The sequence below is a fragment of the Streptomyces sp. NPDC005808 genome (assembly GCF_042871385.1).
Classification (GTDB): domain Bacteria; phylum Actinomycetota; class Actinomycetes; order Streptomycetales; family Streptomycetaceae; genus Streptomyces.
The window spans coordinates 20,016-36,920 of sequence record NZ_JBIAIK010000012.1; the positions used below are offsets into that span (position 1 = coordinate 20,016).

The 16,905-nt window shown below is 66.1% G+C and carries 10 protein-coding genes; 2 read left to right on the forward strand and 8 right to left on the reverse strand.

Annotated elements, in window-relative coordinates; translation table 11 throughout:
- The first annotated feature begins 100 nt into the window (after positions 1-100).
- A complete protein-coding gene (locus ACFYPC_RS24985) occupies positions 101-1,333 on the forward strand; it encodes a cytochrome P450 (protein ID WP_388680133.1) in 1,233 nt (410 codons plus the stop codon).
- 99 nt (positions 1,334-1,432) lie between these two features.
- On the opposite strand, the gene tuf is transcribed toward ACFYPC_RS24985, so the two are convergent.
- The 4 genes from tuf to rpsL form a co-directional block, all read right to left on the reverse strand.
- Positions 1,433-2,626, reverse strand: a complete 1,194-nt coding sequence (tuf, locus tag ACFYPC_RS24990) for an elongation factor Tu (RefSeq protein WP_385737194.1) — start codon at positions 2,624-2,626, stop codon at positions 1,433-1,435.
- Positions 2,627-2,792: 166 nt separating this feature from the next.
- Positions 2,793-4,922 carry an elongation factor G gene (gene fusA, locus ACFYPC_RS24995; protein ID WP_388680135.1) on the reverse strand — a complete coding sequence of 710 codons (2,130 nt, stop codon included), beginning with the start codon at positions 4,920-4,922 and terminating at the stop codon, positions 2,793-2,795.
- A gap of 39 nt (positions 4,923-4,961) precedes the next feature.
- The gene (rpsG, locus tag ACFYPC_RS25000) at positions 4,962-5,432 is read right to left on the reverse strand and encodes a 30S ribosomal protein S7 (protein WP_081218873.1); all 471 of its coding nucleotides are present in this window, start codon (positions 5,430-5,432) and stop codon (positions 4,962-4,964) included.
- Between the two features lie 2 nt (positions 5,433-5,434).
- Positions 5,435-5,806 (reverse strand): 30S ribosomal protein S12, encoded by a 372-nt coding sequence (gene rpsL, locus ACFYPC_RS25005; protein WP_003948652.1) that lies wholly within the window; start codon positions 5,804-5,806, stop codon positions 5,435-5,437.
- Positions 5,807-6,179: 373 nt separating this feature from the next.
- On the opposite strand from rpsL, the gene ACFYPC_RS25010 reads away from it, so the two are divergent.
- Entirely contained in the window at positions 6,180-7,502 is a 1,323-nt protein-coding gene (locus ACFYPC_RS25010; RefSeq protein ID WP_388680138.1) for a hypothetical protein, read from the forward strand.
- A gap of 140 nt (positions 7,503-7,642) precedes the next feature.
- Here the strand turns inward: ACFYPC_RS25010 and ACFYPC_RS25015 are convergent, their stop codons facing one another.
- The 4 genes from ACFYPC_RS25015 to rplJ all read right to left on the reverse strand — a co-directional run bounded on the left by ACFYPC_RS25015 (position 7,643) and on the right by rplJ (position 16,775).
- Positions 7,643-11,542 carry a DNA-directed RNA polymerase subunit beta' gene (locus ACFYPC_RS25015; RefSeq protein WP_388680141.1) on the reverse strand — a complete coding sequence of 1,300 codons (3,900 nt, stop codon included), beginning with the start codon at positions 11,540-11,542 and terminating at the stop codon, positions 7,643-7,645.
- A gap of 94 nt (positions 11,543-11,636) precedes the next feature.
- Entirely contained in the window at positions 11,637-15,122 is a 3,486-nt protein-coding gene (gene rpoB / locus ACFYPC_RS25020; RefSeq protein WP_388680143.1) for a DNA-directed RNA polymerase subunit beta, read from the reverse strand.
- Between the two features lie 628 nt (positions 15,123-15,750).
- A complete protein-coding gene (gene rplL / locus ACFYPC_RS25025; RefSeq protein ID WP_388680146.1) occupies positions 15,751-16,134 on the reverse strand; it encodes a 50S ribosomal protein L7/L12 in 384 nt (127 codons plus the stop codon).
- Between the two features lie 110 nt (positions 16,135-16,244).
- Entirely contained in the window at positions 16,245-16,775 is a 531-nt protein-coding gene (gene rplJ, locus ACFYPC_RS25030; RefSeq protein ID WP_020132671.1) for a 50S ribosomal protein L10, read from the reverse strand.
- Positions 16,776-16,905 lie beyond the last annotated feature (130 nt).

Genomic DNA, 16,905 nt, shown 5'->3' on the forward strand with positions numbered 1-16,905 from the left:
GAGGTCCCGGTACCCGGCCACGTAAGCCAGGCGGCGTCCCGCACCTCCACCTGGACCACCCCCACGCGACACCCGCCCCCCGCCGATCGATGGTGGACCCATGGCAGAAGACACCACGGACACCACCACCCTGACCAGCCAGCCCCCTCCCCCCGTACGGGACTGGCCGCCCCGCGAACTGCACGCGACCGACTTCGACCCGGTGCTCGCGGAGCTGATGCGCGAGGGACCGCTGACCCGGATCCGGCTCCCCCACGGGGAGGGCTGGGCATGGCTGGCGACCCGCCACGAGGACGTGAAGGCGATCACGAACGACCCCCGCTTCAGCCGCGCCGAGGTCGTCGACCGCCAAGTCACCCGTATCGCACCGCACTTCAAGCCGAAGCCCGGGTCACTGGCGTTCGCCGACCAGCCCGACCACAACCGGCTGCGCAAGGCGGTGGCGGCCGCGTACACCGTGGGAGCCGTGAAGCGGCTGCGCCCCCGCGCGCAGGAGACGCTCGACGCACTCGTCGAGGCCGTACTCCACGACGGTCCCCCGGCCGACCTCATCGAGCGCGTCCTCGAACCCTTCCCCATCGCGGTCGTCTGCGAGGTCATGGGGGTTCCCGAAGCCGACCGGGAGCAGATCCACGCCTGGACCCGGCAGATCATCTCCACCGCGGGCGGCGCCGAGGCCGCCGAGCGCGCCAAGGACGGGATGTACGGCTATATCGCAGAGGCCATCCGTGAGCGAAGCCGGAGCGAAGGCGAGGACGTACTCTCGCTGCTCGGCGCCGCCGTCGGCCGCGGTGAGATCAGCGAGGCCGAAGCCATCGGCATCGCCGGCCCGCTGCAGATCGGCGGCGAGGCGGTCACCCACAACGTCGGCCAGATGCTCTACCTCATCCTGACCGACCCCGAGCTGCTGGAACGCCTGCGCTGCCGGCCCGAGTCGCGCCCCGCCGCCATCGACGAACTCGTGCGCTTCATCCCACACCGCACCTCGGTCGGCCTGGCCCGTATCGCCCTGGAGGACATCGAGATCCAGGGCGTACGGATCACCGCGGGCGACCCCGTCTACGTCTCCTACCTCGCCGCCAATCGCGACCCGGACGTCTTCCCCGACCCCGACCGCATCGACATCGACCGGGACACCAGCGCGCATCTCGCCTACGGCAACGGCCCGCACTACTGCACCGGCGCCGTCCTCGCCCGCATGCAGACCGACCTCCTGATCAACACCCTCCTCGACCGGCTGCCGGGGCTGCGCCTCGCCGTCCCCGCCGACGAGGTTCCCTGGAGACAGCGCACGATGATCCGCGGACCAGTGGCGCTCCCCGTCAGCTGGTGACCCCCCGGGCACGGCAGAAGGGCCCGTACGACCGAAGTCGTACGGGCCCTTCTCGGAGCTCTTGAAGGAGCTACCAGGCTATCGAGCCAACAAGCAGGACTACTTGTTGATCTTGACGACCTGGCCGGCGCCCACGGTCCGGCCACCCTCACGGATGGCGAACTTCAGGCCCTCTTCCATGGCGACGGGCTGGATGAGCTCAACGGTCATCTCAGTGTTGTCGCCCGGCATGACCATCTCGGTGCCCTCGGGGAGGGTCACGACGCCGGTCACGTCCGTGGTACGGAAGTAGAACTGCGGGCGGTAGTTGTTGAAGAACGGCGTGTGACGGCCGCCCTCGTCCTTGGACAGGATGTACGCCTGCGCCTCGAACGAGGTGTGCGGGGTGACCGAGCCGGGCTTGATGATGACCTGGCCGCGCTCGACGTCCTCGCGCTTGATGCCACGAAGCAGCAGACCGACGTTCTCACCGGCCTGGCCCTCGTCGAGCAGCTTGCGGAACATCTCGATGCCGGTGACCGTGGTGGTGGTCTTCTCGGTCTTGATGCCGACGATGTCGACGGTCTCGTTGACCTTGAGGACACCACGCTCGATACGACCGGTGACGACGGTGCCACGACCGGTGATCGTGAAGACGTCCTCGATCGGCATCAGGAACGGCTTGTCGACGTCACGCTCGGGCTGCGGGATGTTCTCGTCGACGGCCTTCATCAGGTCGAGGACGGTCTGACCCCACTCCGCGTCACCCTCGAGGGCCTTGAGCGCCGAGACCTTGACGACCGGAAGGTCGTCGCCCGGGAACTCGTACTCGGAGAGCAGCTCACGAACCTCGAGCTCGACGAGCTCCAGGATCTCCTCGTCGTCCACCATGTCGGCCTTGTTCAGGGCGACAACGATGTACGGAACGCCGACCTGGCGGGCCAGGAGCACGTGCTCCTTGGTCTGCGGCATCGGGCCGTCGGTGGCCGCGACCACGAGGATGGCGCCGTCCATCTGCGCCGCACCCGTGATCATGTTCTTGATGTAGTCCGCGTGACCGGGGCAGTCGACGTGGGCGTAGTGACGCGTCTCGGTCTGGTACTCGACGTGCGCGATCGAGATCGTGATACCGCGCTGGCGCTCCTCAGGAGCCTTGTCGATCTGGTCGAAGGCCGAGGCCTCGTTCAGGGTCGGGTACGCGTCGTGCAGCACCTTGGTAATGGCGGCCGTGAGGGTCGTCTTACCGTGGTCGATGTGACCGATGGTGCCGATGTTGACGTGCGGCTTAGTCCGCTCGAACTTCGCCTTCGCCACTGGGTCCTCCTGTGGAGTGGTTCTGGTACGCCTTACTCATCGGCGCCAGGTGATCTTTGCTGGGATGCCGCCCGCCGGGGTTCTGTCCCGGGGACGATCGCTCGTCCCTCGGCCGGGTTGGACCCCGGCGGTCGGTGTCAAGCCTAAAGCGTGCAAACGGGGTGTGTTACTCGCCCTTGGCCTTCGCGATGATCTCCTCGGCGACGTTCCGGGGAACCTCGGCGTAGGAGTCGAACTGCATCGAGTAGCTTGCGCGACCCGACGTCTTGCTGCGGAGGTCGCCGACGTAGCCGAACATCTCCGAAAGGGGCACGAGGCCCTTCACGACGCGCGCACCGGCACGCTCCTCCATGGCCTGAATCTGGCCACGGCGGGAGTTGATGTCTCCGATGACCTCACCCATGTAGTCCTCGGGCGTGGTGACCTCGACGGCCATCATCGGCTCAAGGAGCACGGGGGACGCCTTGCGCGCGGCCTCCTTGAAGGCCTGCGATCCGGCGATCTTGAACGCGAGCTCGGAGGAGTCGACCTCGTGGTAGGCACCGTCGAGCAGCGTGATGCGGACACCCGTCATCTCGTACCCGGCGAGGATGCCGAACTGCATGGCCTCCTGCGCACCGGCGTCCACCGACGGGATGTACTCCCGCGGGATACGGCCACCGGTGACCTTGTTCACGAACTCGTACGCCGGGCCGTCGGACTCGGTGATGGGCTCGATCGCGATCTGCACCTTGGCGAACTGACCGGTACCACCGGTCTGCTTCTTGTGGGTGTAGTCCACGCGCTCGACGGCCTTACGGATCGTCTCACGGTAGGCGACCTGCGGCTTACCGACGTTGGCCTCGACCCGGAACTCGCGCTTCATACGGTCGACCAGCACCTCGAGGTGCAGCTCGCCCATACCACCGAGGATGGTCTGGCCCGTCTCCTCGTCCGAGTGGACGTGGAAGGAGGGGTCCTCCTCCGCGAGACGCTGGATGGCGACACCCAGCTTCTCCTGGTCACCCTTGGACTTGGGCTCGATGGCGACCTGGATGACCGGCGCCGGGAAGTCCATGGACTCCAGGATGACCGGCTGCTTGTCGTCGCACAGCGTCTCACCGGTGGTGGTCTGCTTGAGGCCCATGACGGCGACGATGTCGCCGGCGCCCACCGCGTCGATCTCCTCACGCTTGTTCGCGTGCATGCGGTAGATCTTGCCGATGCGCTCCTTCTTGCCCTTGACGGAGTTCAGCACCGCGGTGCCAGTCTCCAGGCGGCCCGAGTAGACCCGGACGAAGGTGAGCTTGCCCAGGTGCGGGTCGCTCATGATCTTGAACGCGAGCGCGGACAGCGGCTCGTCCACGGACGGCTTGCGCTTGACCACCAGCTCCGGGTCCTTCACGTCGTGGCCTTCGATGGCCTCGACGTCAAGCGGAGTCGGGAGGTAGCGCACGACCGCGTCGAGCAGGGGCTGGACGCCCTTGTTCTTGAACGCGGTGCCACAGAACACCGGGGTGACCGTGACGTCCTTGGACTTGCCGGACGCGATGGTGACGCGACGGATCGCGGCGTACAGCTGCTCCTCGGTGGGCTCCTGGCCCTCCAGGAACAGCTCCATGATCTCGTCGTCGTTCTCCGCGACGGCCTCGACGAGCTTGCCGCGGTACTCCTCGGCAGCCTCGGCGTGCGTGGCCGGGATGTCGACGACGTCGTACATCTCGCCCTTGGCCGCCTCGGCGGACCACACGAGCGCCTTCATGCGGACCAGGTCCACAACGCCCTTGAAGTCCATCTCGGCACCGATCGGAAGCTGCATGATCAGCGGCACCGCACCGAGGCGGTCCTTGATCATGTCGACGCAGCGGTGGAACTCCGCGCCGGTCCGGTCGAGCTTGTTGACGAAGCAGATACGCGGCACGCCGTAGCGGTCGGCCTGACGCCACACCGTCTCGGACTGCGGCTCAACGCCGGCGACACCGTCGAACACCGTGACGGCACCGTCGAGGACGCGCAGCGAGCGCTCCACCTCGACCGTGAAGTCGACGTGCCCCGGGGTGTCGATGATGTTGATCGTGTAGTCGTTGTCCTCGAGCGGCCAGTGACAGGTGGTCGCAGCAGAAGTGATCGTGATGCCACGCTCCTGCTCCTGCTCCATCCAGTCCATGGTGGCAGCGCCGTCGTGGACTTCACCGATCTTGTAGCTGACGCCGGTGTAGAAGAGGATCCGCTCAGTGGTGGTCGTCTTGCCCGCGTCGATGTGAGCCATGATCCCGATGTTGCGGACCCTGGCAAGGTCAAGTGAAGTGGTAGCCATAAGGCTTCGGTCTTCTCTCGGTCTCGATGTGGGTAGCGACTACCAGCGGTAGTGCGCGAAGGCCTTGTTGGACTCGGCCATCTTGTGGGTGTCCTCGCGCTTCTTCACAGCGGCACCGAGGCCGTTGGAGGCGTCGAGAAGCTCGTTCAGCAGACGCTCGGTCATGGTCTTCTCGCGACGGGCGCGGGAGTAACCGACGAGCCAGCGCAGCGCGAGCGTGCTGGCGCGACCGGGCTTGACCTCGATCGGGACCTGGTACGTCGCACCGCCGACTCGGCGGGACTTGACCTCGAGGGTCGGCTTGATGTTCTCCAGAGCGCGCTTGAGCGTGATGACCGGGTCGTTGCCGGTCTTCTCGCGCAGGCCCTCCATGGCGCCGTAGACGATGCGCTCGGCGGTGGAGCGCTTGCCGTTCAGCAGCACCTTGTTGATGAGGGAGGTCACCAGAGGGGAACCGTAGACCGGGTCGATGATGACCGGGCGCTTCGGGGCGGGGCCCTTACGAGGCATTTCTACTTCTCCTTCTTGGCGCCGTAGCGGCTGCGGGCCTGCTTGCGGTTCTTGACACCCTGGGTGTCGAGCGAACCGCGGATGATCTTGTAGCGAACACCGGGCAGGTCCTTCACACGGCCGCCGCGCACGAGCACGATCGAGTGCTCCTGCAGGTTGTGTCCCTCACCCGGAATGTAGGCGGTGACCTCGATCCCGCTGGTCAGACGCACACGCGCGACCTTACGCAGGGCCGAGTTCGGCTTCTTCGGGGTGGTCGTGAACACACGCGTGCAGACGCCGCGACGCTGGGGCGAACCCTCGAGTGCGGGCGTCTTGTTCTTCTCGACCTTGTCCTGCCGGCCCTTCCGGACCAGCTGCTGGATCGTAGGCACTACTTCTCCGGTTTCTGTGTGCCGAGTGTGAAGCTAACCTGGAACGTCGCCGACCCACGCGGTCGGGTGTGTCGAAGCCTGCAGACTCTCGCCGCAAGGCGAAAAGGGCGCAGATTCACGGTGGCCGCTTACGACTTCCCCTGCGGTTCGAAGGCACGCAGGGGAGCCAGGGCACACCCCAGGCACAAGGTATGAGCGTACCTACCTCATTCGCTGCGGTCAAAACAAATGCCGAGCGGCCGACGCACCGGGGGTTCCGGACGGGTCGGGACGGGGATGTGCGAGTCTGTCGCGATCTTACGTACAGACAGTTCACAACCACCGGGACTGCGAGTCACGCTCTGGGTCGGTGGCCGGACGGGGGGAAACCGTCATGAGCACGATCTCCGACAACGCGGCGAAGGAGTCCGGCATACCGGACGAGCAGCGAGAGCAGCGAGAGCCACGGGAACGGCGGGACTGGAGGTCCCGAATACCCGGCGGCCACCTGGCCGGCCGTCTCACACTGCCGGCAGGCGTACGGCCGTACGCCGCCCCGTTGGTCCTCTACGGCGTCACCAAGCTCGTAGGACTCGGCGTCTTCGCCTGGCTGCTGGAAAGCGCGGGCGAATATCACAAGAAGAACCCGCGCTTCGGCGGCGGTGCCCACTGGTGGGACGTGCTCGGCAGCTGGGACGGCTGGTGGTACCTCCAGGTCGCGGAGAAGGGGTACGACCCCCGCCCGCTGGAGCGGCTCGACCCGGGCGGCATGTTCACGGTCAAGCAGAACTCGGTCGCCTACTTCCCCCTCTACCCGGCCCTGATCCGGACAGTGTCCGAGATCACCGGCCTCGGCCTGTTCGGGGCCGGCCTGCTGGTCTCGGTGCTGGCGTCCTTCGTCGCCGCGGCCGGCGTCTACGCCGTGATCTCGCTGCTCGCGGGTGCCCGCGCGGGCACGATCGCCGCCGGGCTGTGGGCCGTGGCGCCCGGCGCGGGCACCGAGTGGGCGGTGTACTCGGAGTCCCTGTTCGTGGCGATCGCGGCCTGGTGCTGCTACGCCGTGATGAGACGCCAGTGGGTGGCGGCCGGGCTGCTCGCCTTCGCCGCCGGGCTCAGCAGGCCGACGTCCGCCGCGCTCATCGGCGCCGTGGGACTGGCCGCGCTGGTGACGCTAGCCCGGCGCGAGAGCAGACGAGAGCACGGGGTCGCGGGCCCGCTGTACGCCATGTTCGCCGCGCCACTCGGCCTGCTCACCTACATCACCTGGGTCGGCCTCAGCATGGGCGACCTGACGGCGTACTTCACGCTCCAGAAGGAGGGGTGGGCGCACTACTTCGACTTCGGCCATTACACCCTCGACGTCCTGCGCAACACGGCGGTCGGCAAGCACGACTACATCTTCGCCTTCAGCGTCCCGGACCTGCTCGCCGTACAACTGGTGCTGGCCCTGCCCTTCCTGATCGCCCTGATGCTGCGCAAGCGCCCGCCCCTGGTCCTGGTCGCCTACACGCTGGCCGGCATCGTCTCCGTCCTGGGCACCCAGCAGATGTTCGGCAACACCTCGCGCTACCTCCTCCCCTGTTTCCCCCTCCTCCTCGCCCCGGCAGCCGCGATGAGCCGCCTCAAGCTGCCGACCCTGCTCGTCTTCTTCACGACGGCGGCACTGGCGTCGGGGTGGTACGCGCACTACGTGATCTTCGAGTTGGGGATTCCGTAGCTCAGCGGGGTCACAGCAGGGCCCTGAGCGGCCCTGAAGGGCCCGTACGGGCCCTGGACCCACCGATGACACACGATGACACGCCGAAGGGCGGCCACCCCGTACGAAACGGGGTGGCCGCCCTTCAGCAGACGTACGCCTTACTGGTTGTACGGACCGTAGTCGTAGTCCTCCAGCGGGACGGCCTGGCCGGAGCCGGTGCCGAACGGCGAGTAGTCGATGTCGTCGTAGCCGACGGCCGAGTACATCGCGGCCTTGGCTTCCTCGGTCGGCTCGACCCGGATGTTGCGGTAGCGGGACAGGCCCGTACCGGCCGGGATGAGCTTACCGATGATGACGTTCTCCTTGAGGCCGATCAGGGAGTCGGACTTGGCGTTGATCGCCGCGTCCGTCAGAACCCTGGTCGTCTCCTGGAAGGACGCCGCCGACAGCCACGACTCGGTGGCGAGCGAGGCCTTGGTGATACCCATCAGCTGCGGACGGCCGGAGGCCGGGTGGCCGCCTTCCTGGACCACACGACGGTTCTCGGTCTCGAACTTCGAACGCTCGACCAGCTCGCCGGGCAGCAGCTCCGCGTCGCCCGACTCGATGATCGTCACACGGCGCAGCATCTGCCGGATGATGATCTCGATGTGCTTGTCGTGGATCGACACACCCTGCGAGTTGTAGACCTTCTGGACTTCGCCGACCAGGTGGACCTGGACCGCGCGCTGACCGAGGATCCGCAGCACGTCGTGCGGGTTGGTGGCACCGAAGGTGAGCTTCTGGCCGACCTCGACGTGGTCACCCTCACGCACCATGACCTTGGCACGCTTCGAGATCGGGAACGCCGTCTCGTCGCTGCCGTCGTCCGGGGTGACGACGATCTTCTTGGTCTTCTCGGTCTCCTCGATACGGATGCGGCCGGCCGCCTCCGAGATCGGGGCGACACCCTTGGGCGTACGAGCCTCGAAGAGCTCGACGACACGGGGCAGACCCTGGGTGATGTCGTCACCGGCCACACCACCGGTGTGGAAGGTACGCATCGTCAGCTGCGTGCCGGGCTCACCGATGGACTGGGCGGCGATGATGCCGACCGCCTCACCGATGTCGACCAGCTTGCCGGTGGCCAGCGAACGGCCGTAGCACATGGCGCAGGTGCCGACGGCGGACTCGCAGGTCAGGACCGAGCGGGTCTTGACCTCCTCGATGCCGTGCTTGACGAGCTCGTCGATGAGGACGTCGCCCAGGTCGGTGTTGGCCGGGGCCAGCACCACTCCGTCGACGACGATGTCCTCGGCCAGCGCACGTGCGTACACGCTGGTCTCGACGTTGTCCGCCTTGCGCAGCACGCCGTCCTCGCCGCGCTCCGCGATGTGCAGCTTGAGGCCGCGGTCGGTGCCGCAGTCCTCCTCGCGGATGATGACGTCCTGCGAGACGTCCACCAGACGACGGGTGAGGTAACCCGAGTCGGCGGTACGCAGGGCGGTGTCGGCCAGACCCTTACGAGCACCGTGAGTCGAGATGAAGTACTCGAGCACCGACAGGCCTTCACGGAAGGAGGCCTTGATGGGGCGCGGGATCGTCTCGTTCTTGGCGTTCGACACCAGACCGCGCATACCGGCGATCTGACGCATCTGCATCATGTTTCCTCGGGCACCCGAGTCGACCATCATGAAGATGGGGTTGGTCTTCGGGAAGTTCGCGTTCATCGCCTCGGCAACCTCGTTGGTCGCCTTGGTCCAGATCGCGATGAGCTCCTGCGTGCGCTCGTCCTTGGTGATCAGACCGCGCTCGTACTGCTTCTGGACCTTCTCGTCCAGCGCCTCGTAACCCTTGACGATCTCCTTCTTCGCCTCGGGAACGACGATGTCGGAGATGGCCACGGTGACGCCGGAGCGGGTCGCCCAGTAGAAGCCGGCCGCCTTCAGGTTGTCGAGCGTCGCCGCCACGATGACCTTGGGGTAGCGCTCGGCGAGGTCGTTGACGATCTCGGAGAGCTGCTTCTTGCTGACCGCGTAGTCGACGAACGGGTAGTCCTCGGGCAGCAGCTCGTTGAAGAGCGCGCGGCCCAGGGTCGTACGGAGACGGAAGACGTCCCCCTGCTGCCACTCCGACTCGCCCTCTTCGCGAACCGGCGGCACCCAGCCACGCGGCGGGATGGTGCCCACCGGGAAGCGGATGTCGACGGCCGACTGGAGCGCGAGCTCGCCGGCGTCGAACGCCATGATCGCCTCGGCCGTGGAGCCGAAGGACCGGCCCTCGCCCTTGACGTCACGCAGTTCGCCGTCCGTGGTCAGGAAGAACAGACCGAGGACCATGTCCTGGGTCGGCATCGTGACCGGGCGGCCGTCGGCGGGCTTCAGGATGTTGTTCGAGGACAGCATCAGGATGCGGGCCTCGGCCTGCGCCTCCGCGGAGAGCGGCAGGTGCACGGCCATCTGGTCACCGTCGAAGTCCGCGTTGAACGCGGTGCAGACGAGCGGGTGGATCTGGATGGCCTTGCCCTCGACCAGCTGCGGCTCGAAGGCCTGGATGCCGAGGCGGTGCAGCGTCGGCGCACGGTTCAGCAGAACCGGGTGCTCGGCGATGACCTCTTCCAGGACGTCGTACACGACCGTGCGGCCGCGCTCGACCATGCGCTTGGCGCTCTTGATGTTCTGCGCGTGGTTGAGGTCCACGAGCCGCTTCATCACGAAGGGCTTGAAGAGCTCCAGCGCCATGGCCTTGGGCAGGCCGCACTGGTGCAGCTTCAGCTGCGGACCGACGACGATCACGGAACGCGCGGAGTAGTCCACACGCTTGCCGAGCAGGTTCTGACGGAAACGACCCTGCTTGCCCTTGAGCATGTCGGACAGCGACTTCAGCGGACGGTTACCGGGGCCCGTGACCGGGCGACCACGACGGCCGTTGTCGAAGAGCGCGTCGACGGCCTCCTGAAGCATGCGCTTCTCGTTGTTCACGATGATCTCGGGGGCGCCGAGGTCAAGGAGTCGCTTCAGACGGTTGTTGCGGTTGATCACGCGGCGGTACAGGTCGTTCAGGTCGGAGGTCGCGAAGCGGCCACCGTCCAGCTGCACCATCGGACGCAGGTCCGGCGGGATGACCGGGACGCAGTCGAGGACCATGCCCTTGGGGCTGTTGGAGGTCTGCAGGAAGGCAGACACGACCTTCAGCCGCTTCAGCGCACGGGTCTTCTTCTGGCCCTTGCCGGTACGGATGATCTCGCGAAGCCGCTCGGCCTCTTCGTTCAGGTCGAAGGACTCCAGGCGCTTCTGCAGCGCCGCGGCACCCATCGAGCCGTCGAAGTACGTGCCGAAGCGGTCACGCAGCTCGCGGTAGAGCAGCTCGTCGCCTTCGAGGTCCTGGACCTTGAGGTTCTTGAACCGGGTCCACACCTCGTCGAGACGGTCGATCTCGCGCTGCGCACGGTCACGCAGCTGCTTCATCTCACGCTCGGCACCTTCGCGCACCTTGCGGCGTACGTCGGCCTTGGCGCCCTCGGCCTCAAGCTCGGCCAGGTCGCCCTCGAGCTTCTTGGCACGGGACTCCAGGTCGGCGTCACGACGGTTCTCGACCTGCTGACGCTCGACGGAGACGTGCGCCTCCAGCGAGGGCAGGTCACGCGTACGACGCTCGTCGTCGACGTACGTGATCATGTACGCCGCGAAGTAGATGACCTTCTCCAGGTCCTTCGGAGCGAGGTCGAGCAGGTAGCCAAGACGCGACGGAACGCCCTTGAAGTACCAGATGTGGGTGACGGGCGCGGCCAGTTCGATGTGGCCCATCCGCTCACGGCGCACCTTGGCGCGAGTGACCTCGACGCCGCAGCGCTCACAGATGATGCCCTTGAAGCGGACACGCTTGTACTTGCCGCAGTAGCACTCCCAGTCCCGGGTCGGACCGAAGATCTTCTCGCAGAAGAGTCCGTCCTTTTCGGGCTTGAGCGTGCGGTAGTTGATGGTCTCGGGCTTCTTGACCTCGCCGTGGCTCCACTGACGGATGTCGTCAGCGGTGGCCAGACCGATCCGGAGCTCATCGAAGAAGTTGACGTCGAGCACTATGCGTCAATCCCTCTCAGGGTTGTAAGTCTTAGGGGTCTGATACGGGGGTCCTGGGGCCGGAGACCTGTGAGTACAGGTCTCCGGACTCCCGTCAGACCTCTTCGACGCTGCTCGGCTCGCGCCGGGACAGGTCGATGCCGAGCTCCTCCGCTGCGCGGAAGACGTCCTCGTCGGTGTCGCGCATCTCGATGGACATGCCGTCCGAGGACAGCACCTCCACGTTGAGGCACAGGGACTGCATCTCCTTGATGAGCACCTTGAAGGACTCGGGGATGCCGGGCTCTGGGATGTTCTCGCCCTTGACGATGGCCTCGTAGACCTTCACGCGGCCGGTCACGTCGTCGGACTTGATGGTCAGCAGCTCCTGGAGGGCGTACGCGGCGCCATAAGCCTCAAGCGCCCACACCTCCATCTCACCGAAGCGCTGGCCACCGAACTGGGCCTTACCACCCAGCGGCTGCTGGGTGATCATCGAGTACGGACCGGTCGAGCGGGCGTGCAGCTTGTCGTCGACCAGGTGGTGGAGCTTGAGGATGTACATGTAGCCGACCGAGACCGGCTCCGGGAACGGCTCGCCGGAGCGGCCGTCGAACATCCGCGCCTTGCCGGTCGGGAGCACCATGCGGTCGCCGTCGCGGTTCGGGATGGTGTGCTGGAGCAGGCCGGCGAGCTCGTCCTCACGCGCACCGTCGAAGACGGGGGTGGCGACGTTGGTACCCGGAGCGACCTGGTCGGCGCCGATGGCCTGGAGGCGCTGCGCCCAGTCCTCGCCGAGCCCGGAGACGTCCCAGCCGCGGCTGGCGAGCCAGCCGAGGTGGATCTCCAGGACCTGTCCCGGGTTCATTCGGGACGGGACACCGAGGGGGTTGAGAATGATGTCGACCGGGGTGCCGTCCTCCAGGAACGGCATGTCCTCGATCGGCAGGATCTTCGAGATGACGCCCTTGTTGCCGTGGCGGCCGGCGAGCTTGTCACCGTCCGTGATCTTGCGCTTCTGCGCCACGTAGACCCGAACCAGCTGGTTCACGCCCGGCGGCAGCTCGTCGCCCTCTTCACGGTCGAAGACGCGGACACCGATGACCTTGCCGATCTCACCGTGCGGCACCTTCAGCGAGGTGTCGCGCACCTCGCGCGCCTTCTCACCGAAGATCGCGCGGAGCAGGCGCTCCTCGGGGGTCAGCTCGGTCTCACCCTTGGGCGTGACCTTGCCGACGAGGATGTCACCGGCGACGACCTCGGCACCGATACGGATGATGCCGCGCTCGTCGAGGTCGGCGAGGACCTCCTCGGAGACGTTCGGGATGTCCCGGGTGATCTCCTCGGGGCCGAGCTTGGTGTCACGGGCGTCGACCTCGTGCTCCTCGATGTGGATCGAGGAGAGGACGTCGTCCTGCACGAGGCGCTGCGACAGGATGATCGCGTCCTCGTAGTTGTGACCCTCCCACGGCATGAACGCCACGAGCAGGTTCTTGCCGAGCGCCATCTCGCCGTTCTCGGTCGCCGGACCGTCGGCCAGCACCTGGCTGGCGACGACCCGGTCACCCTCGTCGACGACAACCTTCTGGTTGACGGAGGTGCCCTGGTTCGAGCGGGAGAACTTCGCGAGGCGGTACGTGGTGTACGTACCGTCGTCGTTGGCGGTGGTGATGTAGTCCGCGGAGACCTCCTGGACCACACCGTCCTTCTCCGACTTCAGGACGTCACCGGCGTCGACCGCGCAGCGGTACTCCATGCCGGTGCCGACCAGCGGCGCCTCGGACTTGATGAGCGGCACGGCCTGACGCATCATGTTCGCGCCCATCAGGGCACGGTTGGCGTCGTCGTGCTCGAGGAACGGGATCATGGCGGTCGCGACCGACACCATCTGGCGCGGCGAGACGTCCATGTAGTCGACGTCGTCACCGGGGACGTAGTCGACCTCTCCGCCACGACGGCGGACCAGCACGCGGGACTCCTCGAACCGAAGCTCTTCGGTGAGCGGCGCGTTGGCCTGCGCGATGACGAATCGGTCTTCTTCGTCAGCCGTGAGGTAGTCGACGTCGTCGGTGACGACACCACCGGTGACCTTGCGGTACGGGGTCTCGACGAAACCGAACGCGTTGATCCGGCCGTAGGAGGCGAGCGAGCCGATCAGACCGATGTTCGGGCCTTCGGGGGTCTCGATCGGACACATGCGGCCGTAGTGCGACGGGTGAACGTCACGGACCTCGAAGCCGGCCCGCTCACGGGACAGACCACCGGGGCCCAGCGCGTTCAGACGGCGCTTGTGGGTCAGACCCGACAGCGGGTTGTTCTGGTCCATGAACTGCGACAACTGGCTGGTGCCGAAGAACTCCTTGATGGAGGCGACGACCGGCCGGATGTTGATCAGGGTCTGCGGCGTGATCGCCTCGACGTCCTGAGTCGTCATGCGCTCGCGGACGACGCGCTCCATACGAGCCAGACCCGTGCGGACCTGGTTCTGGATGAGCTCGCCGACGTTGCGCAGACGACGGTTGCCGAAGTGGTCGATGTCGTCGGTCTCGACAACGATCGAGGTGCCGTTGGGGCCGACGGTCTCGGTCTCACCGGCGTGCAGCTTCACCAGGTACTTGATCGTCTCGATGATGTCCTCGACGGTCAGGATCCCGGCGTCCAGCGGGGCTTCGCCGCCCAGCTTCTTGTTGACCTTGTAACGGCCGACGTTGGCCAGGTCGTAGCGCTTGGGGTTGAAGTAGAGGTTCTCGAGCAGCGTCTGCGCGGCCTCACGGGTCGGCGGCTCGCCCGGACGCAGCTTGCGGTAGATGTCGAGCAGCGCGTCGTCCTGGCCCTGGGTGTGGTCCTTCTCCAGGGTGGCGCGCATGGACTCGTACTCGCCGAACTCCTCCAGGATCTGCTCGGTCGTCCAACCGAGAGCCTTCAGGAGAACGGTGACGGACTGCTTGCGCTTGCGGTCGATACGGACACCGACCATGTCGCGCTTGTCGATCTCCATCTCCAGCCAGGCACCCCGGGAGGGGATGACCTTGACCGAGAAGATGTCCTTGTCGGACGTCTTGTCGATGGAGGAGTCGAAGTAGACACCCGGCGAACGGACCAGCTGCGTCACGACGACACGCTCGGTGCCGTTGATGACGAAGGTGCCCTTGTTGGTCATGAGCGGGAAGTCGCCCATGAAGACCGTCTGGGACTTGATCTCGCCGGTCTCGTTGTTGGTGAACTCGGCGGTGACGAAGAGCGGCGCGGAGTACGTGAAGTCACGGTCCTTGCACTCGTCGATCGAGTTCTTGGGAGGCTCGAAGCGGTGGTCGCGGAACGTCAGGGACATCGACCCTGAGAAGTCCTCGATCGGAGAGATCTCCTCGAAGATCTCCTCCAGACCGGACTTGGTGGGGACGTCCTGTCCACTTTCCAGAGCCGCCTCGACACGAGCCTTCCACGAGGCGTTGCCGAGCAGCCAGTCGAAGCTTTCGGTCTGCAGCGCAAGAAGGTTCGGAACCTCGAGGGGCTCCTTGATCTTTGCAAAGGAAATGCGCAGCGGGGCGGTGCTGGCGCCGTTGTTCGTATTCGCGGTCGAGGCAGTGCGCGAGGCGGCCAAGAGGGGGTCCTTCCGAGGGCTCGGACTCACTACGCGCGTACCGGTCCCATGTCGGACACAGAGATCGGGCATTCTCGACTCGGCCGAAAAAGGCCAGGTCGGAGACGGTCCAATCGTCAGTGTTCGTACACGAGTATGCCCCTGGTGACGGGCAGGAGGCAGCTAACAGGCAGCGCAAAGGGTCAGTGTAGCCACTAGGCCCACTGATGTCCAGTGCGGGTTTTTGAAGACCCTCGTTGTTCTCAACCCCTGCTGCAAGCCACGCCCTCGATGCACATCGATACTGCCCTCTTCGCCGCCGATCCATGCCTCGGATCCGGATCGTTGTGACGACGCGTCCTGAGAATTGCGCGCTGCGTGCGGTTCGTCAAGGCCCCCCATGCCCAAACCGAGTGCAGCGATTGTCACGCACAGCCTGTCTTGCAGCCCGTCACCGGTGCGGTTGGAGGCACAACGAAGATCACCTTACTCGTCGCGACCACCAGCGCAAGGCAGCCGCTTGCGGACCCCCAGGAACGCGGAAGAGCGACCACCCAGTTGGGTGATCGCTCTTCGGTGCGTCAGCGTTACAGCGCTGTGCGAGCCGCCGTGTCAGCGCGCGAGAGAGCCCTTGCGGACCCCCGTGGGGTCACTTGACCTCGACGGAGGCGCCGGCGCCCTTGAGGGACTCGGCAGCCTTCTCGGCGGCCTCCTTGGCGACCTTCTCGAGGACCGGCTTCGGAGCGCCGTCGACGAGGTCCTTGGCCTCCTTCAGACCCAGCGAGGTGAGCTCACGCACGACCTTGATGACCTGGATCTTCTTCTCGCCGGCACCCGTGAGGATGACGTCGAACTCGTCCTGCTCCTCAGGGGCCTCGGCAACGGCGCCCGGGCCGGCGGGGCCGGCAACGGCGACCGCGGCGGCGGCGGTGACGTCGAACTTCTCCTCGAAGGCCTTCACGAACTCGGCGAGCTCGATGAGGGTGAGGTTCTCGAACTGCGCGAGCAGCTCTTCCTGGGACAGCTTCGCCATGATGGCGTCCTTCCACTAATTCGGCAGGTGCCGGTATGTACTGGTGAGGCGGGCGTACGTTCGGCCCGCTGCGACCGTCGCCTCAGACGGCGGTCAATGCGCGAGCCGAATTACTCGGCACCGCCCTGCTCGGCCAGCTTGACGCGAAGCGCTTCCGCAGTGCGGACGAACTTCGACGGCAGCGCCTGGAAGAGCGAGGCAGCCTGAGACTGCTTGCCCTTCATGGCACCGGCCAGCTTGGCGAGCAGAACCTCGCGGGACTCGAGGTCCGCAAGCTTCTTGATCTCGTCGGCGGACAGCGCCTTGCCGTCAAGGACGCCGCCCTTGATGACGAGGTTGGGGTTGTCCTTGGCGAAGTCACGAAGACCCTTCGCCGACGTCACCGGGTCACCGGTGATGAAGGCGACCGCCGTCGGACCGTTGAACAGGTCGTCGAGCGTGGAGATCCCGGCCTCGTTGGCCGCGATCTTGGTCAGCGTGTTCTTCACCACGGCGTACTGGGCGTCTTCACCGAGCGAACGGCGCAGCGTCTTGAGCTGCGCCACGGTGAGACCCCGGTACTCGGTCAGCACGGCGGCATTCGAGCTACGGAACTGGTCCGCGAGCTCGGCTACCGCGGCAGCCTTGTCGGGCCTTGCCATAAGCGTGGCCTCCTTCCGGGTGATGAGGACCGCTCAGAAGGGGCTGAGGAAAACGAAACGCCCCGGCGCAGGCGCACGGGGCGTAGCTCGACCAGAATTCCTTGGGAGAATTTCAGGAGCATGTCCACAG

Coding starts and splice junctions, on each gene's coding strand:
- rpsG (WP_081218873.1), bottom strand. CDS start 5,432: ATGCCTCGTAAGGGCCCCGCCCCGAAGCGCCCGGTCATCATCGACCCG.
- rplL (WP_388680146.1), bottom strand. CDS start 16,134: ATGGCGAAGCTGTCCCAGGAAGAGCTGCTCGCGCAGTTCGAGAACCTC.
- ACFYPC_RS25010 (WP_388680138.1), top strand. CDS start 6,180: ATGAGCACGATCTCCGACAACGCGGCGAAGGAGTCCGGCATACCGGAC.
- ACFYPC_RS24985 (WP_388680133.1), top strand. CDS start 101: ATGGCAGAAGACACCACGGACACCACCACCCTGACCAGCCAGCCCCCT.
- fusA (WP_388680135.1), bottom strand. CDS start 4,922: ATGGCTACCACTTCACTTGACCTTGCCAGGGTCCGCAACATCGGGATC.
- rplJ (WP_020132671.1), bottom strand. CDS start 16,775: ATGGCAAGGCCCGACAAGGCTGCCGCGGTAGCCGAGCTCGCGGACCAG.